This is a genomic window from Streptoalloteichus hindustanus, assembly GCF_900129375.1.
GTDB lineage: Bacteria > Actinomycetota > Actinomycetes > Mycobacteriales > Pseudonocardiaceae > Streptoalloteichus > Streptoalloteichus hindustanus.
This window is the reverse complement of record NZ_FQVN01000005.1, coordinates 101,935-128,470: the sequence shown is the minus strand read 5'-3', so window position 1 is coordinate 128,470 and position 26,536 is coordinate 101,935. Positions and strand designations below refer to the sequence as shown.

The 26,536-nt window shown below is 72.8% G+C and carries 23 protein-coding genes; 16 read left to right on the top strand and 7 right to left on the bottom strand.

From position 1 onward, the window contains the following. Positions 1 to 2: 2 nt before the first annotated feature. The gene (locus BUE43_RS16575; protein WP_073484146.1) at positions 3 to 824 is read right to left on the bottom strand and encodes an MBL fold metallo-hydrolase; all 822 of its coding nucleotides are present in this window, start codon (positions 822 to 824) and stop codon (positions 3 to 5) included. A gap of 614 nt (positions 825 to 1,438) precedes the next feature. Here BUE43_RS16575 and BUE43_RS16570 point away from each other — a divergent pair. The 5 genes from BUE43_RS16570 (at position 1,439) to arfB (ending at position 8,628) form a co-directional block, all read left to right on the top strand. Next, positions 1,439 to 5,215 carry an nSTAND1 domain-containing NTPase gene (locus tag BUE43_RS16570; protein ID WP_073484145.1) on the top strand — a complete coding sequence of 1,259 codons (3,777 nt, stop codon included), beginning with the start codon at positions 1,439 to 1,441 and terminating at the stop codon, positions 5,213 to 5,215. Between the two features lie 71 nt (positions 5,216 to 5,286). Then, positions 5,287 to 6,030 (top strand): class I SAM-dependent methyltransferase, encoded by a 744-nt coding sequence (locus BUE43_RS16565; RefSeq protein WP_234995759.1) that lies wholly within the window; start codon positions 5,287 to 5,289, stop codon positions 6,028 to 6,030. A gap of 386 nt (positions 6,031 to 6,416) precedes the next feature. Beyond that, positions 6,417 to 7,613 carry a macrolide family glycosyltransferase gene (locus BUE43_RS16560; RefSeq protein WP_073484143.1) on the top strand — a complete coding sequence of 399 codons (1,197 nt, stop codon included), beginning with the start codon at positions 6,417 to 6,419 and terminating at the stop codon, positions 7,611 to 7,613. Between the two features lie 186 nt (positions 7,614 to 7,799). Continuing rightward, positions 7,800 to 8,141 carry a hypothetical protein gene (locus tag BUE43_RS16555; RefSeq protein ID WP_073484142.1) on the top strand — a complete coding sequence of 114 codons (342 nt, stop codon included), beginning with the start codon at positions 7,800 to 7,802 and terminating at the stop codon, positions 8,139 to 8,141. A 55-nt stretch (positions 8,142 to 8,196) separates the two neighbouring features. Further along, the gene (gene arfB, locus BUE43_RS16550; RefSeq protein WP_073484140.1) at positions 8,197 to 8,628 is read left to right on the top strand and encodes an alternative ribosome rescue aminoacyl-tRNA hydrolase ArfB; all 432 of its coding nucleotides are present in this window, start codon (positions 8,197 to 8,199) and stop codon (positions 8,626 to 8,628) included. Positions 8,629 to 8,785: 157 nt separating this feature from the next. Here arfB and BUE43_RS16545 read toward each other — a convergent pair whose 3' ends face one another. Continuing rightward, positions 8,786 to 9,382 carry an acyl-CoA-like ligand-binding transcription factor gene (locus tag BUE43_RS16545; RefSeq protein WP_073484139.1) on the bottom strand — a complete coding sequence of 199 codons (597 nt, stop codon included), beginning with the start codon at positions 9,380 to 9,382 and terminating at the stop codon, positions 8,786 to 8,788. A 57-nt stretch (positions 9,383 to 9,439) separates the two neighbouring features. Continuing rightward, entirely contained in the window at positions 9,440 to 10,978 is a 1,539-nt protein-coding gene (locus BUE43_RS16540) for an FAD-dependent monooxygenase (protein WP_073484137.1), read from the bottom strand. A 150-nt stretch (positions 10,979 to 11,128) separates the two neighbouring features. Between BUE43_RS16540 and BUE43_RS16535 the strand changes: the two genes are divergently transcribed. The 5 genes from BUE43_RS16535 (at position 11,129) to BUE43_RS16515 (ending at position 14,961) form a co-directional block, all read left to right on the top strand. Further along, entirely contained in the window at positions 11,129 to 12,007 is an 879-nt protein-coding gene (locus BUE43_RS16535; RefSeq protein ID WP_073484136.1) for a hypothetical protein, read from the top strand. A 133-nt stretch (positions 12,008 to 12,140) separates the two neighbouring features. Next, positions 12,141 to 12,686 carry a YbaB/EbfC family nucleoid-associated protein gene (locus tag BUE43_RS16530; protein ID WP_073484134.1) on the top strand — a complete coding sequence of 182 codons (546 nt, stop codon included), beginning with the start codon at positions 12,141 to 12,143 and terminating at the stop codon, positions 12,684 to 12,686. 14 nt (positions 12,687 to 12,700) lie between these two features. Next, entirely contained in the window at positions 12,701 to 13,051 is a 351-nt protein-coding gene (locus BUE43_RS16525; RefSeq protein WP_073484133.1) for a type VII secretion target, read from the top strand. 1 nt (position 13,052) lies between these two features. Then, positions 13,053 to 13,940, top strand: coding sequence for a WXG100 family type VII secretion target (locus BUE43_RS16520; protein WP_073484131.1), 888 nt, complete (start codon positions 13,053 to 13,055; stop codon positions 13,938 to 13,940). Between the two features lie 127 nt (positions 13,941 to 14,067). Then, a complete protein-coding gene (locus BUE43_RS16515) occupies positions 14,068 to 14,961 on the top strand; it encodes a bifunctional DNA primase/polymerase (RefSeq protein ID WP_073484130.1) in 894 nt (297 codons plus the stop codon). A gap of 538 nt (positions 14,962 to 15,499) precedes the next feature. Here BUE43_RS16515 and BUE43_RS16510 read toward each other — a convergent pair. Further along, a complete protein-coding gene (locus tag BUE43_RS16510; RefSeq protein ID WP_083959747.1) occupies positions 15,500 to 16,201 on the bottom strand; it encodes a TetR/AcrR family transcriptional regulator in 702 nt (233 codons plus the stop codon). A 154-nt stretch (positions 16,202 to 16,355) separates the two neighbouring features. On the opposite strand from BUE43_RS16510, the gene abc-f reads away from it, so the two are divergent. The 4 genes from abc-f to BUE43_RS16490 all read left to right on the top strand — a co-directional run bounded on the left by abc-f (position 16,356) and on the right by BUE43_RS16490 (position 20,918). Next, a complete protein-coding gene (gene abc-f, locus BUE43_RS16505; protein ID WP_073484128.1) occupies positions 16,356 to 17,981 on the top strand; it encodes a ribosomal protection-like ABC-F family protein in 1,626 nt (541 codons plus the stop codon). 83 nt (positions 17,982 to 18,064) lie between these two features. Beyond that, positions 18,065 to 18,928, top strand: coding sequence for a Vgb family protein (locus BUE43_RS16500; RefSeq protein WP_073484126.1), 864 nt, complete (start codon positions 18,065 to 18,067; stop codon positions 18,926 to 18,928). Between the two features lie 262 nt (positions 18,929 to 19,190). Beyond that, positions 19,191 to 19,832: a class I SAM-dependent methyltransferase gene (locus BUE43_RS16495; protein WP_073484125.1), complete on the top strand. Its 642-nt coding sequence runs from the start codon at positions 19,191 to 19,193 to the stop codon at positions 19,830 to 19,832. A 45-nt stretch (positions 19,833 to 19,877) separates the two neighbouring features. Then, positions 19,878 to 20,918: a DNA polymerase IV gene (locus tag BUE43_RS16490; RefSeq protein ID WP_073484124.1), complete on the top strand. Its 1,041-nt coding sequence runs from the start codon at positions 19,878 to 19,880 to the stop codon at positions 20,916 to 20,918. Between the two features lie 61 nt (positions 20,919 to 20,979). On the opposite strand, the gene BUE43_RS16485 is transcribed toward BUE43_RS16490, so the two are convergent. After that, entirely contained in the window at positions 20,980 to 21,858 is an 879-nt protein-coding gene (locus tag BUE43_RS16485; RefSeq protein ID WP_073484908.1) for a polyprenol monophosphomannose synthase, read from the bottom strand. Positions 21,859 to 22,813: 955 nt separating this feature from the next. Here BUE43_RS16485 and BUE43_RS35185 point away from each other — a divergent pair. After that, on the top strand, positions 22,814 to 23,236 hold the full coding sequence (locus BUE43_RS35185) for a hypothetical protein (RefSeq protein ID WP_073484122.1): 423 nt from the start codon (positions 22,814 to 22,816) through the stop codon (positions 23,234 to 23,236). A gap of 322 nt (positions 23,237 to 23,558) precedes the next feature. Here the strand turns inward: BUE43_RS35185 and BUE43_RS16475 are convergent, their stop codons facing one another. After that, a complete protein-coding gene (locus tag BUE43_RS16475; protein ID WP_143174205.1) occupies positions 23,559 to 24,134 on the bottom strand; it encodes a hypothetical protein in 576 nt (191 codons plus the stop codon). A 405-nt stretch (positions 24,135 to 24,539) separates the two neighbouring features. Here BUE43_RS16475 and BUE43_RS16470 point away from each other — a divergent pair, with 405 nt between their 5' ends. Then, on the top strand, positions 24,540 to 25,238 hold the full coding sequence (locus tag BUE43_RS16470) for a hypothetical protein (RefSeq protein ID WP_143174204.1): 699 nt from the start codon (positions 24,540 to 24,542) through the stop codon (positions 25,236 to 25,238). Between the two features lie 636 nt (positions 25,239 to 25,874). On the opposite strand, the gene BUE43_RS16465 is transcribed toward BUE43_RS16470, so the two are convergent. Beyond that, the gene (locus BUE43_RS16465; protein ID WP_073484116.1) at positions 25,875 to 26,420 is read right to left on the bottom strand and encodes an EF-hand domain-containing protein; all 546 of its coding nucleotides are present in this window, start codon (positions 26,418 to 26,420) and stop codon (positions 25,875 to 25,877) included. Between the last annotated feature and the right edge of the window lie 116 nt (positions 26,421 to 26,536).

Genomic DNA, 26,536 nt, shown 5'->3' with positions numbered 1-26,536 from the left:
GGTCACCGCTCCGGCGCGTCCCCCCGCAGGAACTGGACGTACCGGTCCGCGCAGCGCTCCACGACGCGCTTGGCGTCCCGGTCGAGGACGGAGGTCCACCAACCGCCGTAGACGCGGTCGAACTCGTACGGGCGCACGGCCGAGACGACCTGGCGGACCAGCCGCTCGGGCAGCGGGAGCATGTTCGGGGCGCTCCACAGGAAGGTCACGCGGTCCTGGCCCGGGGTGACGTAGATGGTGTCGCCGGTCAGCAGCGCTCCGGCGCCGTCCGCGCCGTCGGCCCAGTGCAGGACGGAGCTGCCGGGGAAGTGCCCGCCGCACTGGACGAGGGTGACACCGGGGAGCACGGAGAGGGAGCCGGACCAGGGCCGGATCGCCGGGTCCGGCCGGGTGACCCAGGACAGGTCGTCCTCGGCCAGCAGGACCGGCACGTCGAAGGCGCGGCTCCACTCGACGGCCGCGCCGTACATGTGCGGGTGGCTGGAGCTGACGGCGTGCAGCCCGCCGAGCTCGCGGACCGCGCGGACGGCGGCCTCGTCGAGGAAGCCCGGCGGGTCCCAGAGCAGGTTGCCCTTCGGCGTCCTGACCAGCAGGCCGCGTTGGTTGATGCCGAGCCCAGGCTCCACCCCGAGCCCGACCAGGCCGGGCTCGATCTCGCGGACCTCCAGGGTGTGCCCGGCCGCGCCCAGCTCCGCGAGGGTGGTCCAGCGCTGGCCGGTCGACGGCACCCACTGGCGTTCGTCGTCACAGATCACGCAGCTCGCGGGCGGGGTGTCCGACTCCGGGTAGTGGTTGACGCAGGTCGCGCAGATCCAGACCGGCATGGCTCGCCTTCTTTTCATTGTTCCAAAGATCTTTAGAACAACGTAGACAGCGGCCGGTCCGGGCGCAAGACCCCGAGCCACCCCCGTCCGGATCTCGGCCTCCCACCGGCCGGTCGCGGGATACCTGTGGGCAGGCGTCGACACGGCCAGCCGGACCTCAACGCGCCCACGCCCGGCCGCGTCGACGCTGGGGGCGGTAGCCGACGAGGTATCGCCCGGCGGTGAGCGGCCACCTCCACGGGGAGTTCCCACCCCACCCCGGCGGATGTCGGCGCGCGACGGCGGTGGCCGCGCCCGGCTGGTATCGCCAGACGTGGCCACCGCGGCGAGGACCGCCGTCACGACGGTTCCGTGGCACCTCGGCCTCCGCGCGAGTGGGCGAGGCACCCGAAGGGCAGATGTGCGCGTGCGACACCGAATGTGGAAGACATTTCAGATGCTCCTCACCCACTGGGGTTGTGGCGCTTTCCGTCGACCCGGTTTCTCCGGCGACTGCCATACGCTTGCCGGGTCGCTGGTTCCGAGGCTGCGGCAACGCGTCGGCGGCGGGGAGGGGTTTCCCGTATCCCCCGGCGGCTGGAGTCGGGATACGGCCTGTGAGCAGGGAGAACGCCATGGGGGCCGAGACGGCGTTTGGTCAGGAGCTGCGCCGGCTGCGCACCGCTCACGGGCTGTCGCTGGCGCAGTTGTCGGCGCGGACCCACTACAGCAAGGGTTATCTGAGCAACATCGAGAACGGCCGCAAGTCGGCGTCGCCGGACCTGGCCCGCCGACTTGAGGAGGTGCTCGACGCGAAAGGCGTTTTGCTCCCCTTTGTCGAGGACGCCGAAGAAGGCCCGTGCCCGTATCGGGGATTGGCGGCGTTCGGCCCCGAGGACGCGCGGTGGTTCTTCGGCAGGGACCGCACGACGGCGGCGTTGTTGAGCCAGGCCGTCGACAGCGTGCGGATCGGCATGCCGCTGGTGGTCTTCGGCGTTTCCGGCGCGGGCAAGTCGTCACTGCTGCGCGCGGGGCTGGTGCCCGCCGTCGCGCGGGGCGCGCTGCCGGTGACCGGGTCTGCGCGGTGGCCGGCGCTGGTCATGACGCCGACCGCGCACCCGATGGCGGCGCTCGCGCGGGGCGTGGCCCAGGCCCTCGACGCCCCCGCGCGCGAGGGCCCGGCGCCCCGGTCCTGGCGCGAGGCGCTGCCGCCGGGGCCGCCCGACGTCCGCCTCGTCCTGGTCGTGGACCAGTTCGAGGAGCTGTTCACGCTGTGCGAGGACGAGGCGGAGCGGCTGGCCTTCGTCCGGGCGCTGCGCGAGGCCGCGGCCCTCGACCGGGCCGGCCAGGCGTCGGCCCTGGTGGTGCTCGGCGTCCGCGCCGACTACTACGACCGGTGCCTGGCCCACCCCGAGCTGCTCGGCGCGGTCCAGCAGAACCAGTTCGCGCTCGGCGCGATGAGCCGCTCGGAGCTGGTCGAGGCGATCATCGCCCCGGCCAGGGTGGCCAGGGTCAACCTCGAACACGGGCTCGTCGAGCTGATGCTGCGCGACCTCGGCGTGGTCCCCGGCGCCGAGCACGAGCGGACGAGCTACGACCCCGGCGCGCTCCCCCTGCTGTCCCACGCGCTGCTCGTCACCTGGCAGCAGCGGCGGGACCACGACCTGACCGTCGCGGCCTACCAGCGGACCGGGGGCATCCACGGAGCGGTGGCCGCCACCGCCGAGCGCTGTTTCAACCGGCTGGACACCGACGCCCAGCAGGCCGCGCGCCGCCTGCTGCTGCGCCTGGTGCGGGTCGGGGAGCAGGGCGAGGTCCTCCGGCAACGGGCCGACCGCGACCGGCTGCTGGCGGAGGCGGCCGACGCGTCGGCGCTGCGGGTCGCGATGGAGTCCTTCACCGCGGCCCGGCTGCTCACCCTCGGCCAGGACACCGTGGAGATCACGCACGAGGCCCTGTTGTCCGCGTGGCCCCGGTTGCGGCGCTGGCTGGAGGCCGACCGGGCCGGGCTGCGGGTGCGGCAGCGGCTCATCGACTCCGCCGAGACCTGGGAGGAGCAGGGTCGGGACCGCGCGCTGACCCAACGGGGCGCGCCCCTGGCCGTCATGAGCGACTGGGCGACCCACCACCCCGAGGAGCTGACCAGGGTCGAGCAGGACTTCCTGACCGCGAGCAACCGGGAGGAACACCGGGAGGTCCGGCGGCTGCGCCGCCTGGTCGCCATGCTGTCGGTGCTGTTCCTGCTGGCGCTGGCCGCCACCGTCTACGCGGTGCGCACGCAGCACGACGTGACCGCGCAGCGCAACCTCGCGATCTCCCGCAAGGTCGCGATCGAGGCCAGCGAGCTGCGTCCCAGCAACCCCGAGCTGGCCGCGCAGCTCAGCCTCGCCGCCTACCGGCTGGCCCCCACCGTGGAGGCGCGCAGCAGCCTGCTGGGCGCGTACGCCACGCCCCACGCGACCTTCCTGACAAGCGGGCCGGAGCTGGTGGAGTCGGTGGCGCTGAGCCCGGACGCCCGCACGCTGGCCAGCACCGGCCGGGACCGCGTCGCCCGCCTGTGGGACCTGTCCGACCCGTCGAGCCCGAAGGCGCTGGCCACCCTCACCGGCCACACCGACACCGTGCTCGCCGCCGCGTTCAGCGCGGACGGCCGGCTGCTCGCCACCGCGGGCCGCGATCGCGCCGTGCACCTGTGGGACGTCGCCGACCGGTCCGCGCCGGCCTCGTTGGGCGTGATCCGCGACCACGGGGACGCGGTGCGGGCCGTGTCCTTCTCCTCCCGGGGACCGGTGCTGGCGACGGCCAGCCACGACCGGACGGTCCGCCTGTGGGACCTCGCCGACCCCCGCTCCCCCCGTCCGCTGGCCACGGTGCGGGACCACACCGACGCCGTGCTGGCCGCGACGTTCAGCCCCGACGGGAATCTCCTGGCCACAGTGGGAAAGGATCGCGTGATCCTGCTCTGGGACGTCTCCAGTGGACAGTCACCGAGAGTCCTGTCCGGGCTCCGGGACCAGGCGGACCTCGTCGCGAGCTTCACGCCGGACGGGCGGCTGCTCGCCACGGCGGGCCAGGACCGCACCGTGCGGCTGTGGAACGTCGAGAACCCGCGCCAGGTCCAGGCGGTGTCCACATTGTCCGGACACATCGACGTGATCCGCGCGCTGACCGTGAGCCGCGACGGGAGCATGATCGCCACCGCCAGCGACGAACGGGCCGTCCGGCTCTGGGACATCCGCGATCCCCGTCGCCCCAACGCACTCGCGGTGCTGACCGGGCACACCGACGCGATCACCTCGCTCGTGTTCGGCGGGGACGGGCGTTTCCTGGTCAGCGCCAGCGCGGACAACACCGCCCGGATCTGGGAGATCACCGGCCCGGTCCTGGCCGCCCACACCGAGGCGGTCTTCGCGGTGGCCTTCAGCCCCGACGGGAGAATCCTGGCCACCACGAGCGACGACCGCACCGTGCGCCTGCACGACGTCACCAACCCGCGCCGGCCGCTGCCGGTCGCGACCCTCGCCGGGCACCAGGACACCGTGCGCCACGCGACCTTCAGCCGCGACGGCCGGCTCCTGGCCACGTCGAGCTGGGACCAGACTGCGCGGCTGTGGGACGTCTCCGATCCCCGCCAGGCCAGGGAGGTCGCGACGGTCAGGGGGCACACGAGCAGCGTCCGGTGGGTGGCCTTCAGCCCGGACAGCCAACTCCTCCTCACTGGCGGCGACGACCGCACGGGCCGGCTGTGGGACGTGCGGGACCCGCGCTCCCCCACCCCGCTGGGCGTGCTGACCGGGCACACCGACACCGTGCGGTCCGTCGACTTCCGGAAGGACGGGCGGGTGGCGGTCACCGCGAGCTGGGACGGCACCGCCCGCCTCTGGGACGTCGCGGACCCCCGGCAGCCCCAGCCGCTCGGCGTCCTGTCCGGGCACGAGAAGGCGATGCGGTCGGTGGCCTTCCACCCCGGGGGAGACGTGGTGGCGACGACGAGCTGGGACCACACCGTCCGGCTCTGGGACGTCAGCGACCCGAGGCGCCCGGGCTCGCTGTCGACCATGACCGGGCACACCGCGATCGTCTTCGGCGCGGCCTTCGACCCCGACGGCCGGACCCTGGCCACCAGCGGCGACGACGGCACGATCCGGCTCTGGGACGTCAGCGACCCGCGCCACCCCGCCTCGTTGGCAATCCTCACCGAGCACCTGGCGGCGGTGTTCGCGGTGGCGTTCAGCCCCGACGGCCACACACTCGCCACGACGTCGCAGGACCGGACGACGCGGCTCTGGAAGACCGACGTCGACCGGGCGACCGACCACGTCTGCTCGATCGTGCGCACACCGCTTTCCCGCGAGGAGTGGAAGCACTACTTCACCGAGATCGACTACGACCGGCCCTGCCCGCACCGCTGAGCCCGCGGTCACCACGCTCCACCTGAGGCCGGAATTTCCCTACCGCGCCGGGAAAGGTGTGCCAGGGTGGCGTGGTGGTCGATCGCGCCTACACCGACAGGGACCTCGCGGAGCTGTACAACCCGATGAACCCCTGGCACCCCAGTGACGACTTCTACCTGGACCTGGTGATGGGCGCGGGGTCCGTGCTCGACGTCGGGTGCGGAACGGGGGTGCTGCTGCACCGCGCGCGGGAGGTGGGCCACCCGGGGCGGCTGTGCGGGCTCGACCCCGCCGCCGCGATGCTGGACCAGGCGCGGAGCCGGACGGACGTCGAGTGGGTGCACGGCGACCTGTCCGCGGTCGGCTGGGAGCGCGAGTTCGACCTCGTCGTGATGACCGGGCACGCGTTCCAGGTGTTGGTCGACGACGACGAGCTGCGCGCCGCGTTGTCCGCGATCCGGTCGGCGCTCGCCGAAGGCGGCCGTTTCGCGTTCGAGACGCGCAATCCGCTGGCGCGCGCGTGGGAGAGGTGGACCACCACCGAGCCGGAGGAGATCACCAACGCCGCCGGAGACCTCATCCGGATCGTCACCGTGGTGGAGACCCCGGTCACGGGGGACGTCGTCCACTTCACCGACACGTTCACGAGCTCGCGCTGGGACGAGCCCCGAACGAGCCGGAGCAGCCTGCGCTTCCTGGACCCCGACTCGCTTCGCTCGTTCCTGTCCGAGGCCGACCTGGTGGTCGAGGAGCAGTTCGGCGACTGGAACCGAGATCCGCTGACCGACACCAGTCCGGAGATCATCACGATCGCCAGGGCCGGACACCGGTAGCCGCACCGCGCCGAAACCGGGTGCGCTCGCGGGTTATAGTGATCACGTGGGGCGTACCGGGCACTCGGGGCAGCTGCGCGGCCACGAGTGATCCTCGTGGCGGGCCGGGGTTTCGGCTGTCCAGATCCCGGAACTCGGCCGCCGGCGGGCATCGTTCTCCCACTTCTCCCACCTTTTCCGCCGCCCTCGTTCCGGGTCGCCGTCGTCCTCCGCTCCCCGGTGCTCGTGCGTGACCCACCGCGGTCGCGTCTTCCCCGAGCGCGAAGCGAAGACCGAGGCCGCCACGCGGCGTCGTCACACCGGTCGCCGAGTCGCCGACCGGCTTTCCCGGACGGGGCGGAGAACATCCACGACCGCTGACGGTCGACAAGCGAGGTGTGTCCACAATGGACCAGAAGCGTCGCGACCACGTCGCGATGATCAGCATTCCCGCCCACGGGCACGTGAACCCGAGCCTGGCGGTCATCCGCGAGCTGGTGGACCGGGGCCACCGGGTCACCTACGCGATCAGCGAGGCGTTCGCGCCGCAGGTGGCGGCGGCCGGCGCGGTTCCGGTGACCTACCCGACCACCCTGGGCGAGCCGAAGCCCGACCGGTCCGGCTCGGAGGACCTGGTGGAGCTGCTGGGAATCTTCCTGCGGGAGGCCGAGGCCGCGCTCCCCACGCTGCTGGAGAGCTACGAGGACGACCGGCCCGACCTGGTCCTGTACGACGTCGCCGCCTTCGCCGGTCCCGCCCTCGCGGCGCGGTGGGGCGTTCCGGCCGTCCAGCTCTCGCCGACCTACGTCGCGTGGGAGGGCCACGAGCGGGAGACCGGGGTCGCGGCGGCCGTCGCGGCGAGCCCGTTCGCCGCCGAGGTGTTTCCGAAGTTTGCGAAGTGGTTGGCGGACAACGGGATCGAACGTCCCGTCGCCGAGTTCATCAACGACCCGGAACAGGGGTTGGTGTTGGTTCCCCGGGTGCTCCAGCCACACGCGGACCGGGTGTCGGAGAAGTTCACCTTCGCCGGCCCCTGTTTCGGGGACCGGTCCCACCAGGGGACGTGGGAGGCGCCGGGCGACGGCCGTCCCGTGCTGCTGGTCTCCCTCGGCACGGTCTACAACAACCACGTCGACTTCTTCCGGCAGTGCGTGGCGGCCTTCGGCGACCTGGACTGGCACGTCGTGCTGTCGGTGGGCAACACGCTCTCTCCCGCCGACCTCGGCCCGCTGCCGCCGAACGTGGAGGCGCACTCCTCGGTGCCGCAGATGTCCGTGCTCGCCCAGGCCACGGCGTTCGTCACGCACGCGGGCATGGGCAGCACCGCGGAGGGCCTGTACTGGGGTGTGCCGATGGTGGCGGTGCCGCAGGCCCTGGACCAGCACGTCAACGCGGCCCGCATCGCCGACCTCGGCGTCGGCCGGCACATCCCCCGGGAGCAGGCGACCGCCGAGGCGCTGCGGGACGCGGTGGTGGCGGTCGCCAGCGACCCGGAGGTCCTGCGGCGCTGCGCCGAGGTGCGGGAGGAGGTCCGCAGCGGGGGCGGCACCGCGAAGGCCGCCGACTTCGTGGAGAGCTGCCTCCCAGCGCGGGAAGCTCACTGAAGTCCCGTGTTTGCCCGTGCCAGCTCCGGCACGGGCACACACGGCGTTTCGGTTGCGCACGAAGGGTGACACTCGGACTCCGCTCTGTCGTCACTGACCGCTCGCACCCTCCTGTCCGCCGCGCTGGCGCACGGGGTTCCCACCCCTGGTCGAGCGACCCGGACGGCTCGGGCGCACCCTGACAAGGTGGACGCAGGGGACCTCACCGCGGCCGAGGTCGCGTTGGCCCGGCGGGTCATCACCGACGCGTTGACCGAGGCCAGGGACCGGGCCGAGCGGCTCGGCGGCCAGCGGCGGACCCAGGCGCGCCAGTGGTGGTCGGCCTGGTCGGCGCGCGGGGACCTGGCCGAGCAGGCCCGGCCGGTCGTGCTGCGGTTCGCCGTGCGGGAGCAGGGCGCGTTGGTGCACCGGATCATGCGGGGCCGCCCGGTGGACCAGGCCGACCTGGACGCCGCCCGGCACAAGGTCGACGTCGTCCGGGCCTACCTCCGCGCGGTCCGGCCGCCCGCGCCCCGCCACGGCGACTGACGGAACTGACGGAAATGGGTCCGACCCCGGCACGCCCGTGAGGCATCCTGGACGGGTGGACGGTGACCTGCGCGTCAGCTCCGCGGTGGTCATCCCACGCGCGGAGCTCAAGGAACGTTTCTCCCGCTCGTCGGGCCCCGGCGGCCAGTCCGTGAACACCACGGACAGCCGCGTCGAGTTGTCCTTCGACGTCGAGCGCTCCACCGCGCTCTCCGACGAAGCCCGCGAGCAACTCCTGCGGCGGCTGCGGTCGAGGCTGGTGGACGGCGTGCTCACGATCGCCGCGATGGAGCACCGCAGCCAACTGATGAACCGGCAGGCGGCCCGGGACCGGCTGGTCGACGTCCTGCGCACCGCACTGGCCCCGCCCCCACCGCCCCGGCGGCCGAGCAAGCCCAGCCGGGGCGCGCGGGAACGCCGCCTGGAGGCGAAGCGGCAGCGCTCCTCCCTCAAGCGCACCCGCCGGGGCCGACCCGACGACTACTGATCCCCGCGCTGACCGGATACGAGAAGAGACCGCCGCACCGCGTGTCGCGGCACCACTGTCCACAAAGGACATACAGGCTTCCGTGGTCACCGCACCTGGTACGGCGTCACCCCGGGACCCCGCTCCGACCGGCTGAGCCGGCCGGACGGGGCTCGTCTCACGGGCGGTGGAGGACGTCGAAGGCGTCGTTGACCAGCTGGGGCAGGTCCGCCTCTCCCCGGCTGTCCACCCAGGCGCCGAGCGCGGCGGTGACGGCGGCGAGCGCGGCGGCGGCCTGGACGCGGACGGCCAGCGTGGGCTCCGGCAGGCCCTGGCGCGTGGTCAGCGCCCGGGTGAACAGCTCGACGGTGGCGTGTTGGTTCTCCCACAGCCGCGAGCGCAGGGCGGGAGTGGTGAGGATGAGCCGGGTGCGCGCGAGCAGGGTGCGCCGGTCCCGCTCGTAGAGCGTGGCGAGCCCGTCCAGCAGGGCGTGGCGGATCGTGGTCAGCGGGTCCTCGTCGGGCGGGCGGCGCTGGATGAGCTCGGGGACGAGGGCGTCGTAGTCGTCGTCGGCGACGACCGCCTCCTTGGTGGGGAAGTAGCGGAAGAAGGTCATGTGGGAGACGCCGGCGGCGGCGGCGATCTCCTCGACGGTGGTGGCCTCGTAGCCCTGGGCGAGGAACAGCCGCAGGGCGTGCTCCTGGATGCCCCGTCGCGTCTCGATCTTCTTCCGCTCCCGCAGCCCCGGCTCGCGTCCACGCCCGGATGACCTCACCGCGTCCTCCCACCTCCGCGCTCGTCGGCGGCTCTCCGGCCACCGGGGCCGGCGGGGTCAGCGGTGTCGGCGAACCCGCCCTCGTCGGAGCGCGCCCGCCAACCACCGGTCCAGGTCGTCGGGAGCCGCGTTGCCGCGCCAGCCTAGGTGGGCGTCCGGACGCACCAGGAACGTGGTCCGCTGCCGGTCGTCGAGGGAGGTCAGGACCCGCACCCCGTCGGCGCCGAGCCGGTCGCGCGCCACGCGCGCGCACGCCTCGTCGACTCCTCCGCGTGGGGCCAGCAGGGCCCACCGCGCTCCCAACTCGGCGTGCAGCCGCGTGCGCGTGCCGTCGGGGCGCACGCAGTCCACATCGGACACCCGGTCGCCGGAGGTTGGTCCACTGTGGAGGAGTGGGAGGCGGTGGTCGCCCAGCGGTCCCCCTCGGTAGCTGATCCTGAGCTGGGAGGCGTGTTCCCAGATCAGGCGTTGCGTCAGCGGGCGACTAAGCATCGGGGCGAGGAGGTGGTCCCGCGCGGCGCGGGCCACGGGGTGCTCCCCCAGGACCAGGTTGGTCAGCGTGCTGGTCGATCCGAGCACCTCGGTGGCGATCGGACGGCGTTCCGCCTCGTAGCTGTCCAGCAGCCCCTCGCCGGCGCGCCCCCGCGCGACGAGCGCCAGTTTCCACCCCAGGTTCTCGGCGTCGCCGAGGCCGGTGTTCATCCCCTGACCGCCGAACGGGCTGTGGATGTGCGCGGCGTCGCCGGCGAGCAGCACCCGACCGCTGCGGTAGGTGTCGGCCAGGCGGCGGTGGATGCGGAAGGTGGAGGTCCACCCGAACGACCGGACCGCCGAGGCCGGAACACCGGTGTGCTCCGCGAGGAGCGCGGTGATCAGGGGCGCCACCGGTTCGGACTCGCGGCCGGCCGGTCGCGGGGCCATCAGACGCCACGTCCCGTCGGGGAGCGGGAAGACCCCGAGCAGGTCCGCGCCCCGCAGCCAGACCGACACCGAGGTGCGGGAGAACGGCAGGTCGGCGTGGACGTCGGCGAGCAGGAAGCGCTCCACGAGGGGCGCACCGGGGAACCCGATCCCGGCGGCCTTGCGCACGCGGCTGTGCGCGCCGTCGCAGCCCACCAGCCAGTCCGCCCGGACCGTCTCGTCGCCCAGCCGGACCAAGACGCCACCGTTGCCGCCGTCAACGCCGTTGCCGCCGTCGACGCCCTGGTGGACGTCGGTCACCTCACGACCCCACTCCACCTGGCAGCCCAGCTCGCCGAGGCGTCGACGCAGCTCGGTCTCGATCTCCGCCTGCGAGATGACCAGCCCGGGCCGGGTGACCAGCGGTGTCGGCCGCCCCACGTGCAGTCGGCCGGTCTCCCGGCCGTTGACGTGCACCACGACGTCGGTCAGGCGCACCGCCCGGTCCGGGAGGTCGCCCAGGGCGCCCAGCCGGTCCAGCACCTCCACACCCCGGGGTTGCAGCCCCAGCGCCCGCGAGGTGGTGGCCGGCCCCTCCGCGCGGTCCACCAGCCGGATCGGCACGCCGGCCGCCGCCAGCGCGCACCCCACCGCGAGACCGGTCGGCCCCGCGCCCACGATCAGCGCACCCCGCATGGCACTCCTTCTGTTATCGACTAACAAGAGTTAGTAGATAACACGAGTTTCCGGTTGGCAAGGACGGGAGGGCGGTTCGCGGGTCTCTCGGCGTCAAGAGCGCGTAGAGGTGGGCCCTGTTCGGCTGTTCGCGCGGTTAGCTTGATCCGCATGTCGCTGGTCCCCCGTGCGCTCCCCGGGCTGTCCGACCCACGGGTCGCGCAGGTGCTCCAGCCGCGCTGGGACCGGGCGCGGCCCCGGTTACGGACGGCGGCCGTGTGGCTTCCCGTCGTCCAGTGTGGACTGGTCCTGGCCATGTTGGTGACGGCCGCGCTCGGGCGGGCTGGTGGCTCGGCCTGGTGGGTCCTCCCGGTGGCGGGTGGTCTCGCGCCGGCCGTACTGTCGTGGGCGTTGGCGGGCCGTTCCGGTTTGTTCGACCCGTCCTCCTGGGCGCGGACGGCGTTCCTGGTCGGTGGGTGCCAGCTTCTCCTCGGTGGGGTTCCGGGTTTCGCGATCGCCGCCAACGCGAGCGACAGCGCGCTGCGCGTGGTCGTCATCGCGCTCTTCGCGTTGATGTGGGTGTCCACAGTGGTCGGTTGTGTTCTCGCGAGCCAGGCGCACGGGACGCTCGTGCGGCCCCTGGTTCCCGAGCTCGGGTCCACCTGGTTCCGGCTGAGCCTCGGCGCGCGGTTCACGGTGGCGCGCGCCGATCTCGTCCTCGCCAGCGTGGGGGTCGAGGGTGACCGGATTGTCTGGAACGCGCACAAACACCGCGCCCGGTCCTCGGGTCCACAGTTGTCCGGTGCGGTCGGCTTCGACCAGTTGAGTGCGATGTGGACGGTCGAGCTGCCGGAGCACGCCCCTCCCCGGCCCTGGGCCCTCCTGTCCGACGGCACCGAGCTGTTGACCACGCCGGGTCCCGCGGTGGTGCTTCGCACTCCCCGGGGCGACCAGCTCCTGCCCGTCCACGACGCCGCGACCTTCGTCGAGCTGGTCAACCGGCGAATCGCGTTGTGGCGGGCCGACTCCGGTCACCGCCCCGTGGCCTGAGCCCACCGCTTCCCCCGCCTCCGTCCACTTTGACGTCCTCTTTGCGCGTCGGGGCGGAACGGGGACGACCACGTGCCCATCCGATCCTCGGCCCCGGGCGGGGCCGTGATCGGGGTGAAAGGACATCCCCTGCATGGACAACAACATCGATCCGGAGAAGGCCGGCGCGGAGCTGGAGAAGTGGGCGGCCCAGCTGGAACAGCGGGCGTCGCGGTACCTGGAGCTCCAACAGCGGCTCGACAGCACCACTGTCAGCGAGACGTCGGCGGACGGGACGGTGCGGGTCACCGTCGACGCCCACGGCGTTCCCGTCGAACTGCACCTCTCCGAACGCGCTCGCGGCACGGAGCCGGCGAAGATCTCCGCGCAGCTCATGGCGTGCCTGCGTCGCGCGCAGGCGAAACTGGCGCACCAGGTCGACGGCCTGGTCCGCGCCACCGTTCCCGGCGACGACGCTCCGGCGAACAGCATCATCGAGAACTACCGGAAGCGCTTCCCCGATCCGCCGGAAGGCCTTGCCCCGCAGGACATCCCGGCGACCGCGTCGAACGCGACGATCCAGCAGGGACAGCCCGACCGGGGCAGGCCGCCGGCCCCGCGTCCGCCCCAGGCCCCGGTGCGGCGTCCGGGGCCGGACGAGGACACCGACGACTGGGCCGACCGGTCCTTCCTGCGCTGAGCGGAGATCACCAGATGGACAACGGATTCCGGGTCGACAGCGAGCAGGTGCGCGGGCACACCGGGCCGGTGGGCGGGTTCGCCGGTCGCGCGCACGTCGCCGCCGAGGCCGGCGCGACCTTGACCGACCTGAACGACGCCTACGGGCTGTTCTGCATCCCGTTCGGCAGCATGCTCAAACCCGCGCAGCAACGCGGCGCGGACGCGTTGAAGGAGTGCGCGGAACTGCTGGACCAGACCGTCGAGGACCTGCGGAAGGTCGCGGACCGGTACCAGGAGGCCGAGGAGAGGGAGGCCCGCCGGATGGCGGAGATCCTCGACAGGCTGGAGTCCGCGCGACCGGCGCCCGACGTCAGGGAGGTCTGAGATGGGGTTGGACCAGCGGACCGGAAACCCGTTGGTGGACGACAAGTCCTATGTGGACGGGAACTACTCCTTCGATCCGGCCAACCCGCTCGTCAACGTCGGCCCGCCGACCGGCGAGGGGCAGAACGCGGACGGGACCAGGGGCAGCACCGGGTTCATGACCGGGTTCACCGCGTTCGAGGCCGGGTGGACGCTGGCGCAGGGCATCGACAGCGGGGACTGGATGCTGGCCGCCGCCGGCGCGGCCGGGGTCGGGCTGGACGCCTTCAGCGCGGCGACCGACCCCATCGGCTACGTCGCCGGTCAGCTCTTCTCGTGGATGCTCGAACACGTCGAGCCCGCCCGCGCGGCGCTCCACGCGGTGAGCGGCAACCCGGACATGGTGCGGGGCTACGCCGCGTCGTGGACGAACATCGAGAAGGAGATGACCAAGGTCGGCGAAGAGTACCGCGGCGTGGCCCAGCAGACCACGAGCTTCTGGGAGGGCGCCGCGGCCGACGGGTACCGCGCCCGCGCCGACAAGATCGCGGACCTGTGCCACGGCGCGGCCGGCGGGGCGCACGGCATCGCCGCGCTGACCCTCGGCATGGCGGAGGTGGTCGGCGGCGTGCGCACCGCCGTGCGCGACCTGTTGTCCACCCTGGCCGGCACGTTGGTCAGCGCCGCGATCGAGCTGGGCGCGACGCTGGGGGCCGCGGCGCCGGTCGTGGTGGCCCAGGTGACGACGAAGATCGCGCAGGTGGTCCGGATCGTCGGCAAGCTGATGGTGGCGTTGGGCAAGACGCTCAGGAGCGCGACGACGTGGCTGGTCGAGTTGCGCGACCTGTTCGAGGGGTTCTGGCGGTCGCTCCGCGCCCTGCGGGAGAACAGCGGCCCCAGCGCCGCGTGAGCACGGTGGTGCGGTCGGGGTTCGCACCGGCCGCACCACCGCTGTCCCCGCGCTCGTCGGGAGGTTCCGCGATCAGCACCAGGCTGTCAGGGGGCGGAACTACCCTTCGGCGTGGAGGGATGACGCGATGGGACGTCCTGCCGGAACCCCTGCCGACCGCCTGCTCCGGGCGGCGATGTCCGCCGCCGAGCGGGGATGGCCGGTGATGCCGCTGTACCCCCGCAGCAAGCGCGCCGTGCTCCGGGACTGGGAGCACCGGGCCACGGTCGACCCGGAGACGATCCGGCACTGGTGGGCGGCCCAGCCCTACAACATCGGCATCGCCACCGGGCCGGCCGGCCTCGTGGTGCTCGACCTGGACGACGCCCACGGCCAGCCCCCGCCGGAGCCCTGGGCCGCCGAGGGGGTCGCGCACGGTCGCGACGTGCTGGCGGTGCTGGCCCGGCGCGCCGGCGCTCCCCCGCCGCCGCGGACCTACACCGTCGCCACGCCCCGCGGCGGCGAGCACCGCTACTTCCTCGCTCCCGCGCACCACCACCTCCGGTGCACGGTGGGAAGCCTCGGCTGGCGCGTCGACACCCGGGCCAGCGGCGGGTACGTCACCGGCGCCGGTTCTGTCCACAATGGACGGATCTACACCGTTGCGGACCCGTCCCCGGTGGCCCCGTTGCCGGAGTGGCTGGTCACCGCCCTCACGCCGCCACCGCCCCGCGAACCCGCCCACCCGCACCTGCCCTCCCGGCGGGCCGACGCCTACCTGCGGGCCATCGTCGAGGACGAGGCCGACCGGGTCGCCCACGCCGTCGTCGGGGAGCGCAACACGACGTTGTTCAAGGCCGCCGCCACCCTGGGCAGCCTGGTCGCCGGCGGCGAACTCGACGAGCACACCGCGCGGGCCGTGCTCGACGACGCCGCGGCGACCCATCTGGGCGTCGAGGGGTTCACCGCCACCGAGTCCGCCCGCACCATCGACTCGGGGCTGCGCCACGGCGCGCGGCAGCCCCGACGGCTCCGGGACTGACCGACTCCCCTGCGACCTGCCAGGTTCTGCCCTCGGAACCACGATCAGCACGGCCAGATCCGCCTTGCCCCGGTCGGGCGGGGCGTTCTTGTCCCACCGTTCCGCCACCGAGAGGCCACCGGGTCGAAGACGGGTGGACCTCCACCCGCCCGGTCCCGACAGGCCCGGCGGGTCTTCTGGTCGACCCCGTTCCGGAAACCGTGGCCCGGATACCCCACCGCCACAGCAACTTCCGCTCGCGCGACTCCGACATCCCCTTGTCCGCGACCACCCGACCGGCCGGCCGCGGGGGGGCGGCCCGAGCATCCCGGGGATGCGAACAACGGCCAGGACCCGCACGAACCCGGTGCGGTCGCCTGAGAGTCACGGCACCGTCCCGCGCCCACCGCCAGAACCGGGTGTGGACAGCGCTTCAGAAGCCGCAGCGAGTGCAGATTGCAGATCCCGCCGCACGTCACCGGTCCTGACACTGTCTGTCAGTCAGCTCATGCCGACGCACCAGGAGGGAGGTTCAAAGCTGACCAGCTCCCCTGCCGACCTACTGCTCCTGCGGCGCGAACGCTCCGGCGGTCGCCGCGAGGAACGCGTCGCGCGCGGCCTGGTCAGCGAGCAGCGCGGTTGTCGTGGAACGCAGCAGAACCACGTGGTGGTACAGCGGAGCGGTGGCGGCGACCAACAGGCGACGGGCGTCCGTCCCCGGCGCCAGCTCGCCCCGCTCGACGGCGCGGGTCACGACGGCGGCGCAGCGCACGTAGCGGTCGTCCCAGAAGTCGTGGAGGGCGGCGGCTGCCCGCTCGGAGCGGAACGACGCGGCGATGAGCGCCGTGGTGACCGACCGGGTCTCGGTCAGCGCGGCGTGGACCTCGCGGTTGATCGCCGTCAGGTCGCCGACGAGGGAGCCGGTGTCCGGCGGGGTCCAGTCGTCGTCCCGGGCGGCGTCGAGCACGTCGGCGAGCAGGCCGCCGACGTCCCGCCAGCGCCGGTAGATCGTCGTGCGGTGCACGCCAGAACGTTCGGCCACGGTGTCCACGCTCAGGCTGTCGTAGCCGTGCTCGACGAGCTGCGCGCGGACCGCCTCGTGCACGAGCGCGCGGTTGCGGGCGGTGCGCCCGCCCGGTCGCCGCGCGCCGGGAAGATCCTCGGCGTTCCCGGTGTTGTCGCTGTTCCCAGCGTTCCCGACGTTCCCAGCGTTCTCGGCGCTCTCGGTGACGCCGTCGTCCGACAGCGTGGTCCGCGTCATACCCACAACCCCCTTGCCGATGGGGACGTCCCCATGTCAGCATCTTAATGCAACTGCTGTCGCACTAGTGGAGGTCCGGTGCTCCTGCCGAGCGCTCAGTCCGTCCGGTGGCCCGTCGCGGCCCGTCCGACCGATCGCTTCGAGGAGCACCCCTATGCCCACGCAGATCTCCACGCGCGCCCTGACCAGGACCTACGGTGACCGGATCGTTCTCGACTCCGTGACCTGCGCTTTCCCCACCGGGGAGCGCACCGGCGTCATCGGCGAGAACGGCTCGGGCAAGTCCACGCTGCTGCGCCTGCTGGCCGGCCGCGAGACCGCCGACCACGGCGAGGTCGTCGTCACCGCCGACGGCGGTGTGGGCTACCTCGCGCAGGACACCACGCTGCCCCCGCACCTGACCGTGCGGGAGGCGATCGACGCCGCCCTGAGCGACCTGCGGGCCATGGAGGCCCGCATGCGCGAGCTGGAGGCCGCGATGGCCGACGGCGACGAGTCCGGGTTCGCGGAGTACGACCGACTGCTGACGGTCTTCGAACTCCGGGGCGGCTACGACGCGGACGCCCGGGTGGAGGCCGCGCTGCACGGCCTGGGCCTCGGCGGCCTGCCGCACGACCGCGTCCTGGGCGGACTCTCCGGAGGCGAACAGGTCCGCCTGCGGCTCGCCGCGATCCTGGCGGCCGCGCCCGAGGTGTTGTTGCTCGACGAGCCGACCAACCACCTCGACGACAACGCCGTCGCCTGGCTGGAGGACCATCTCCGGACCCGGCGCGGCACCACCATTGCCGTCTCCCACGACCGCGTCTTCCTCGACCACGTCGCCACCACCCTGGTGGAGGTCGACGCCGACCGGCGCGCCCTCGTCCGCTACGGCAACGGCTACTCCGGCTACCTCGCGGAGAAGGCGGCGGCCCGGCAACGCTGGGCACAGGAGCACGAGCAGTGGCAGGAGGACGTCGCGCGACAGCGCGAGGCGGTGGCCACCACCGCGCGGCGGGTCGCCCCGAACCGGGCGATGACCGACCGGAACAAGATGGCCTACGACCGGGCCGGCGGCCGGGTGCAGCAGTCGGTGGCCAGCCGGGTCCGCAACGCGGAGGAGCGGCTGCGCCGCCTGCTGGACGCCCCGGTCCCGCCCCCGCCGCAGCCGCTGCGGTTCAGACCGTCCCTGCACGCCAGCCAGCTGCGCGGGGTCGTGCTCGACGCCGTGGACGTCGGCGTCCACGGGCGACTGGCGCCGACGAGCCTCAGCGTCGACGCCGGGCAGCGGGTCCTGGTCACCGGGGTGAACGGCGCGGGCAAGAGCACACTGTTGCGGGTGTTGGTCGGCGAGCTCGAACCGGACACCGGACAGGTCGTGCGCCGTGGCCGGGTCGGGTACCTGTCGCAGGAGGTCGCGCCCGGATCTCCGGGCGAGACCGTGGTGGCGGCGTTCGCCCGGGGGCGGGGCGGGGTGCCGGAGGACCACGCCGAGCACCTGTTGTCGTTGGGCCTGTTCGCACCGGAACAGCTGACCGTGCCCGTCACGGCGCTGTCGACCGGGCAACGGCAGCGGCTGGCGCTCGCGCGGCTGCTGACCGAGCCCACCGACGTCCTCGTGCTGGACGAGCCGTCCAACCACCTCTCGCTGGCCCTGGTCGAGGACCTCGAAGCGGCGCTGGAGCACTACACCGGAGCCCTCGTCGTCGTCAGCCACGACCGTCGGTTCCGTCAGCGGTGGCGCGGAGAGCAGCTCGCCGTGCGCGCTCCCGGCGAGCGACCCAGCGTCACGCTCCGCTGACCCTCCTCGCCACCATCACTTCCCTTTCTCTTGCCGCACAAGGAGATCTCTTGCCAAACTCCGCTCGCTCGCGGGTTCGCGAAATGCCGGTCTCCGGCCGGGAAGCCGGCCCGTACGGCATCACCACCGGCGCCGACGGCGCGTTGTGGGTGACTTTGGTGCACTCCAACGAGATCGCGCGGTTGACCCTCGACGGACACGTCGACGTCTTCCCGCTCGACACCGGTTCCCTGGGGCCGACCGTGATCACGTCGGGCCCGGACGGGGCGTTGTGGTTCACCCTCAACCAGTCCCACGCCATCGGCCGGATCACCACGGACGGGAGCTTCACGTCCTTCCCCGTCGCCGCCGGCCACAGCACGCCGTACGGCATCACCACCGGCGCGGACGGCGCGTTGTGGTTCACCCACATCGCCAACGACAGCATCGGTCGGATCACGCCGGACGGGCAGGTCACCACCTTCGCCCTGCCGACCGAGGGCGGCATGCCGTCGCTGATCACCTCGGGTCCGGACGGGGCGCTCTGGTTCACCCTCAACCAGGCCAACGCACTCGGCCGGATGGGCCTCGACGGCGAGGTCGACGTCCACCCGCTGCCGACCCCGAGCGCCGCGCCGGTCGGAATCACGTGCGGGACCGACGGGGCCGTGTGGTTCGTCGAGATCGGCGCGGGCCAGGTCGGTCGGATCACTGGGGACGGAGAGATCACCGAGTTCCCCCTCCCCGACCGCGCCGCGCGACCGCACGCGATCGTCGCCGGCGCCTCGGGCGCGTGCTGGTTCACGGAGTGGGGCGCGAACCGCGTCGGCCGGGTGACGTCGGACGGCCGGATCGACGTGTTCGACCTGCCGACGCCGGCGTCCGAACCGCACGGGATCACCATCGGCCCCGACGGGGCGCCGTACGTCGCGCTGGAGATCGGAGCTGTCGCGCGGCTCGAAGTGTGATCGTTCCTGCCCAGGTGTGGTGGCCGGACGCGTACGGCCTGTCCGGTCACGCGCGCGACTACTGCCCTGAAGTAAGGGGAGCCCCCACTTCAAACATCCCACGCAGGTCCGACAAAAACGCCGGCGCCAGGGGCCGGAGGCCCACAGATCACCCGAAGTGGGACGGAGCGACGGGTAGACGTGAGGCCGGGGAAACGACAGCGACCGAACCTTACTTTTCGTGCCCAACAACGAAAGTAGGGACTGCCCTAGGCTTCACGACATGCGCAAACCACAGTTGCCCGAGTCGCTGTTGTGGGATCACAACGCGCACTACCACCCCTGGCTGGTGCGGCAGATCCCGGCGAACGCCGAGCGGGCACTGGACGTGGGTTGCGGGGTCGGCACGCTCGCCCGGCACCTCGCCCGACGCGTCGCACAGGTCGACGCCGTGGACCTCTCCCCGGCAATGATCGAGCGCGCACGCGCGCGGACGCCCGCGCTCCCGCACGTGCGGTGGCTCGTCGGCGACGTGCTGGACTCCGTGCTCCCGCTCCACCCCGACGGCTACGACGCGGTCACCGCGTTGTCGAGCCTGCACCACATGTCGCTGCGGCCCGCGCTGACCAGGCTGGCCGAGCTGGTCCGGCCGGGCGGAACGCTCGCGGTGGTCGGCATGTACCGCCAGTCCACGGCCGCCGACCGCGCGGTGGAGGTGGCGGCGCTGCCCGCGAACGCGGCGGTGGGCGCGTTCCGCGCCCTGCGCGGCCGGGGCGGCAAACCGGGCAACGAGGGCATGCCCGTCCAGGCACCGACGACGACGCTGGCGGATCTCCGCGCGGTCGCGGGGGAAGTGTTGCCAGGCGCCCGGCTGCGGCGAGGCCTGTTCTGGCGGTACCAACTGGTGTGGCGGCGGCCGGTCTGAGCTCGGAGCGGCGATCTCGCCCGGTGCGGGCGAATACTGGAGGACGTGTCCACTCGGGACTGGGTCCTGCACGTCGACCTCGACGAGTTCGTCGCCGCGGTCGAGGTGGCCCGCCGCCCGGAGCTGCGCGGCCGGCCCGTCGTGGTGGGCGGGGCCGGCGACCCGACCCGACGCGGGGTCGTGGCCACCGCGTCCTACGCGGCGCGCGAGTTCGGCATCCGCTCGGGGATGCCCCTGCGTACCGCCGCGAAACGCTGTCCGGAGGCCGTCTTCCTCCCCGCGGACCCATCGGCCTACGACGCGGTCTCGGCGCGGGTGATGGCGACCCTGCGGACGCTCCCGGTGGTGGTGGAGGTCCTCGGCTGGGACGAGGCGTTCCTCGGCGCGCGCACCGACGACCCGGAGGCGTTGGCCGCCGAGGTCCGGCGGGCCGTCGCCGAGGCGACCGGGCTGTCCTGCTCGGTGGGGATCGGGGACAACAGGCTCCGCGCCAAGATCGCCACCGGCTTCGCCAAGCCGGCCGGGGTCTACCGGCTGACCAGGGACAACTGGGTGTCCGTGATGGCAGGCCTACCCACCGACGCGTTGTGGGGCATCGGCGGGCGGACGGCGGCGAAGCTGGCCGCCGCCGGGCTGCGGACCGTCGCGGACCTGGCCGGGGCCGATCCGGACGAGCTGGCCGACCGGTTCGGCCCGCGCATGGGGCCGTGGTACCGGCAGCTCGCGCTGGGGGCCGGGGACACCCGGGTGTCGGACGCCCCGCACGTGCCCCGCTCGCGAAGCCACGAGACCACCTTCGACGAGGACCTGACCGATCCCGCCGCGATCCGCGAGCACCTGGCGGCGTTGTCCCGGCGGGTGGCCGACGAGGTGGTGGCCGAGGGTTGGCCGGCGGTCCGGGTGGCGGTGAAGGTGCGGTTCGCCCCGTTCGCCACCTCGACGCACAGCGCCGCCCTGCCCGCGCCGACCAGCGACGCCACCGAGATCGAACGCGCCGCGCTGTCCGTCCTGCGGCGGTTCGACCTCACGCGCCCGGTGCGCCTGCTCGGCGTCCGGGCCGAGTTCGAGCTCCCGTCCGCTCCCTGACCGACTCCCCCGTCTGTCCTATGTAGACACTCAGTGAGGACGAACACTCAGTATCGAGCATTCAGCGACGACGGGAGAACAGCAGTCGCCACGGCAGCGCGAGGCCCTCCAGCTTGACCCGCAGGGACATCTTGGACGCGCCCGCCGCCCGCTCGGAGAAGGTGATCGGCACCTCCCGCATGCGCGCCCCCAGCCGGCGCGCACGCCACTTCATCTCCACCTGGAACGCGTAGCCGTTCGAGCGAATGGTGGACAGGTCGATGCGCTTCAGGAGATTGGCGCGCCAGGCCACGAACCCCGCCGTGGCGTCCCGCAGCCCCATCCGCAGCAGCACCGTGACGTACAGGTTGGCCGCCCTGGACAGCAGACGCCGGGACCACGGCCAGTCCGCGTCCAGCTCACCGCCCTCGGCGTACCGGGAGCCGACCACGACGTCCGCGCCCTCGGCGTCCTTGACCCCCTTGGCTCCCTTGACCTTCGCCTTCGCGGCGGTCTTCCCCCGGGCACCCTTCCCGGTCTTCCTGTCCGTGCTCCGGCCGTTCGAGCCCGCCAGAGCCGCGACCATGCGGGGCACGGCCTCGGCCGGGTGCGACAGGTCGGCGTCCATCTGCACGACGACGTCGCAGCCGAGCTCCAACGCCCTCCGCATGCCCGCCACGTAGGCGCGCCCGAGGCCGTCCTTGCTGGTGCGCCGGACGACGTCCAGCTCACGCCCCTCCGGCCACGTCCCGCCGATCCGCTCCGCGAGATCCGCCGTCCCGTCCGGACTGCCGTCGTCCACGACGATCACGCACAGGTCGCGCAGGTCCAGCTCGACGAGCCGGCGGAGCGCCTCGCCGATCGTCTCGGCCTCGTTGTAGGTGGGCACGACCACCCCGACCCGGAGGCGGCCCCGGGACTTCCTGACCTTCCTGCCCCGGCGCTGAGCACTCTTTCCCATGATCATGGGATGCACGAGGGCGACCCGAGGTTGCCCCGCCGACGCGACGATCACCGCGACCGATCGGACCCAGGAAATCGAGCGGGGGAGAAATGCCTGGTCAGCAAGGAAAACACCGCGCAACGCGAGACAGGCCACACCGGACACGACATGCACCGTTCACCGAAAGTCGTTGAAAAGCAAGGCTTTCGACGTCGTTCTGTGACCTGATGGTGTCTGTCCTCACCGGACAGTCCCCACTACCACACTCGCCCGTGGACCGCGGTGGATTCAGGACAGAAGGGGGATGTTCACGCCGACCGGTCGCATCGTCCTACCGACGATCGTGGGCTGCACCCCGGTAACACCGAGAGGGGCCAAAACCTTGGTGGTGAACTCGTAGAGGGCGTGCGGGTCGGAGGTCCAGCAGGCGCCGGTCCAGCGCGTCGGTCGCCGGTCGCTCGGCGCCGGGGGTGGGCGGGGTGAGCGCGGCGACCTCCTCCGGGGTGAGCACGTCGGGACGCCAGTCGCCGGCGTCGGCGAACACGTGCAGGGCACTGAGGACGGTGGTGGAGACGACCGCGCCGGCCGCGAGGGAGCTGGCGGTAGAGCAGGTGGTCGCGATTCGCCGGACCGGCCATCAGAGCGACGCTCAGCTCCTCCCCGCCCATCAGGACGTCCGCGGAGAGCACGTCGGGGCGGGCAGCGAACGACCCGGCGATGGCGTCGGCCTTGCCGCGCAACACTTTCACGCGCAGGATCACCGCGCCGACGATTTCGCTGGCGTCGCTCATCCGCACCACCGCGAGCAGCCCGGCGTCGACCGGGCACCCCAGGCGACGGCTCACGGTCCGGGGAGAGACCCCCAGGACCTCGGCGATCCGCCCGACCTCGGCGCGTCCGTCGATCCGCGACGCGTCGGCCGCGCCTGGCGCGGCCGGCGCCCCGGCGAACCCGACCCGAGAGGAGCCCTCACATGGGTGGAAGCAACGAGTACACCGACCTCCTGCCGCAGGTGATCCAGAGCGCCCGCGAGGTGGGCAAGCACGTCACGGGGTGGCAGCCCGCCGGACCGGTGCCCGCGAGTGACGTCTCCTCGGTGATCGCCGTGTTCGACACGATCGACGAGCCGGCCGCCGCGATGCCGCGGCGCACGCTCGCGGTGCGCGACCTCGGGCCGACCTCGCTCCAGGTGGCCCAGGTGGCCTCCGGGCACGTGGACGCCTTCTGGGAGTACGGCCACGACGCCAACATCCCGCTCCCCGGCGCGCTGATCGCCGGTGAGGCCGCCGCGCCCGGGCCGCACGCCGAGGTCCTCGCGACACTCGCCGAGGTCTCCCGAGAGTGTCCATTGTGGACAGAGGGTGCGGGGCGGCCGCACGACTCGCGAGCCCGGTGACCGAGGGAGTTGTCCTCCGGTGAGGACTGGCAGGTCCACCGATCCGGACGACAGTTCGAAGTTGCGGCGCCTGCCCCGGCGGGGCATGGTCGTCATCACCTCGAACCGCACGCGGTCCGGGCGACGCGGGAGCGACGCCCGGACCGCGAACCGGGCGACGGACGTCAGCGGGATCGTCGGTCGCCACGGCCGTGGTGGCCGCCCGAGTCGGGGCGGGTGGCCACCACGGCGTCAACCGGCGGTCTCTACTCCGGAATCCCTTGCCAGCGCCGAAAACTCGCGTCGGCCACCGGACGACGGGCGGCACGTGCCCGGTCGGTGGTCACGCCAGGCGCAGGAGGGCCCTGGGCAGGTCCGGGGCGCAGTGGTCGCAGAGCTGGTAGTTCTTCCTGCCCCGGGGGCCGCTGTGCTCGACCAACCACTGCTGCGCCTGCTCCCGGGTGACGCGCCACGCGCGGCCCCAGTGCCAGACCTCGTTGAGGCCGTGCGCCCAGTCGCGGAGGGTTCCCGGGTACGCGGCCTCGTCGCTCCACCGGGGCAGGCGCTGGCAGGTGGCCCGGTGCAGGGTGATGTCCTCGATCGCGTAGGGCCACCGGGCCGGGTCGGTCGACCGGGCCAACTGCTGCTCGTAGAGCACCAGCGCCGCCTGGTGCTGCTGGATGTACTGCGCGCAGGTGGGGCAGCACCCGCCGGCGGGCACCTGCGCGGCGATCGCGGCGAGCAGGTGCTCCCGCACGCTGGTCGCGGTGACGATGCCCTGCTCGATCCTGGACAGCAGGTCCAGGACGTCCTCCAGCGCGACGTCCCACCCGCTGCCCGCGCGCAACGTCTTCGGCCGCCACGACCTCCCCTGCCACCACGCCCTGATCAGGCGCTGCCCCGGCAGCACGACACGCATCTCCACGCCCTCGTTCGACCAACGCGGCTCGGGAAGACACGGCGGAACGGCTGATCCCATGGCCCGCGATCATGCCGAGGTCGACCCCGTCGGCTCTCCCCCGCTCACACCGGAGTGGGATTCCTGCCCGCACATTTCACCGCAAAGTGCGGCAACGTTTTCCACCGACCGCCGGACGCCGACCACCGCGCCCGCTGTCTCGCGGGTTCACGCGCCGGGACCCGGGCCGGTCGGGAAGATCTGTCCCACGTGATCGTTCCCCGCCGGGCCGAGCCGCCCGATGAAGATCGTTTCCGGGCTCGGCCAACCCCGCCGGCAATGACGCTGTGCGATCAACAACAACGACAAGTGTGGTACTCGGATAGGGGGTGCTCGAACTCGGTTCGGCTGCCGATGGACAACATCGTGACTCCACATCTCCCGGGTGGACAGCCCGGTTCGGCATATCACCCCTATCAGTTCCTCCAGGCACTTCGGCTGTGGTGCTCCCCCGTCGCCAACCTCGACGAGCAGGGGGACGAGGGCGTCCTGACGGTGGTGCACACCTTGCCCGAGCTGACCGCGCACCTGCGTCGGCTGGCCATACAGGGCAAGTTGCAGGTGAAGTTCCGGGACGTCCTGGTGCACTCCCTGACCGAGGCGACCAAGGCCATGGCCGCGGTCACCGACCTCCTGGAGATCACCACCAAGGACGACGACAAGAACAGCCCATGGGACGAGGCCAACCTCCGCGCCCGCGAGGAGGCCTTCGACCTGCTCAGCCGGGCCGCCGCCGGTCTGAGCCGGCTGGAGGACCGGTTGCAGTTCTGCTGCTACGAGGACAAGGCGCACCCGCACGGGGCGGAGGAGCCGCCGCTGGTCCGGGACCGGGTCTCCCCCACCTCGCTGGGCCCGGTGCGGCACCCGCAGGGCAGGGAGCGGCAGGACGAGCGCCGGCCGGCCGGCGAGGTCGGCGGGCAGGGGGGCCTGGGCGGCAACAGCGTCGTGGCCACGGCCGTGACCCGCTCGCTCGCCCACACCAACCTCGGCTCGCTCAACGGGCCGGGCGCGGCGCAGCGGGAGAACAACACCGCTCCGCCCGTGATCAACACCGGAACCCGCTGACCACCGGGAGAACGGCGACCCCGTCCTCCGGTCCGGCCACCGGCACGCGCGACGGCGGCGATCCCGGCGCCAGCGCGGGAACCCCGACCCCGATCCCGCGGGACGCCGACCCGACCCGCGTGCCGGCGTTCTCCCTGCCGCCAGCACCTCGGCGGTAGATCCACCATCCGGCAACTCCCAGCGACACGAGGAAATCCCGCACACCTGTCGCCCGGTTTTCCGCTCTCCTCGACGAGACGGCGACCGGGCGGGCCTCGGGGCGCGGTCGACCGGGTCTTCCCACCCGGCTCCGCGCCCCGGGGCGTTGTGCTTTCCCCATCCTGACGAACTCTGATCGACGACGCGTCGCGCGTCTCGGTTTTCCCGGCCACCACGGCACTTCGCCCTGGGAAAAGCGTTGTTCTCTCGGATATTCCGGCGCTGACAAGCGAAGTGAGCCGCAGCAGAAGAAGGCGGCACGCCGGAGCCTCACCGTCATTACTCGGAGCCCAGGGCGTCACGGCGAATGTCGGCCGGATTCCGGTGTCTTTCCCCGGACGCGCGAAAGCGGGCTGACGGTGGTCTGCCCACCGCCAGCCCGCCGCGTTGATCAGTTCCCGGCGACCGCGGGGTGCGGCGACCGCCCCTGCCCGGTCGTCACTGGGGAGCGCCGAACAGCCAGCGCCCCGGCGCGTCCGGGTCGCCGCTGGTGAGGTACTCCTGCCGCGCCGATGCGTACTCCTCGCGCCGGATCCGACCGTCGCCGTCCCGGTCGAGGCGGGTGAACGCCGCCTTGGCGTCCTCGCCGGACGGGCCGAACGCCTCGATCAGCCGGACGAAGTCCTCCTTGGCCAGGACCCCGTCGTCGTCCGGGTCGGCGAGGGCGAACTCGGCGGCGGCGACGGCCCGGACGTGGGCGAGAAACCCGTCCTGCGTCGACAGGTTCGCCATCGCCTCGCCGAACTCCTCCCGCGCGATCTCGCCGCCGGCGTCGACGCCGAGGTCCTCGCACAGCAGCTCCCATGTCCGCGAGTAGTGGTCGCGCACGTCGCGGGCCTTCGGCGTGCTCGCGGTCTGGCCGAAGGTGTGCGCGAGGGAGTTCGCCATCTGCTCAAGGTCGGAGCGGACGATGGCTCCGTCGCTGTCGGTGTCGATCTGGTCGAACAGGCGGCCGTACCCGCGCCGCAACTCCTCTGCCGTCATACTGGTCACTCCTCACGACCTCGGAAACCGGCTCCCGCCGGGGAAGCACGCACCCACGAACGCCTCGGCCGTCCTGGCCGACACGACCAGCACGACCAACACAGCCGGCGCGGCGA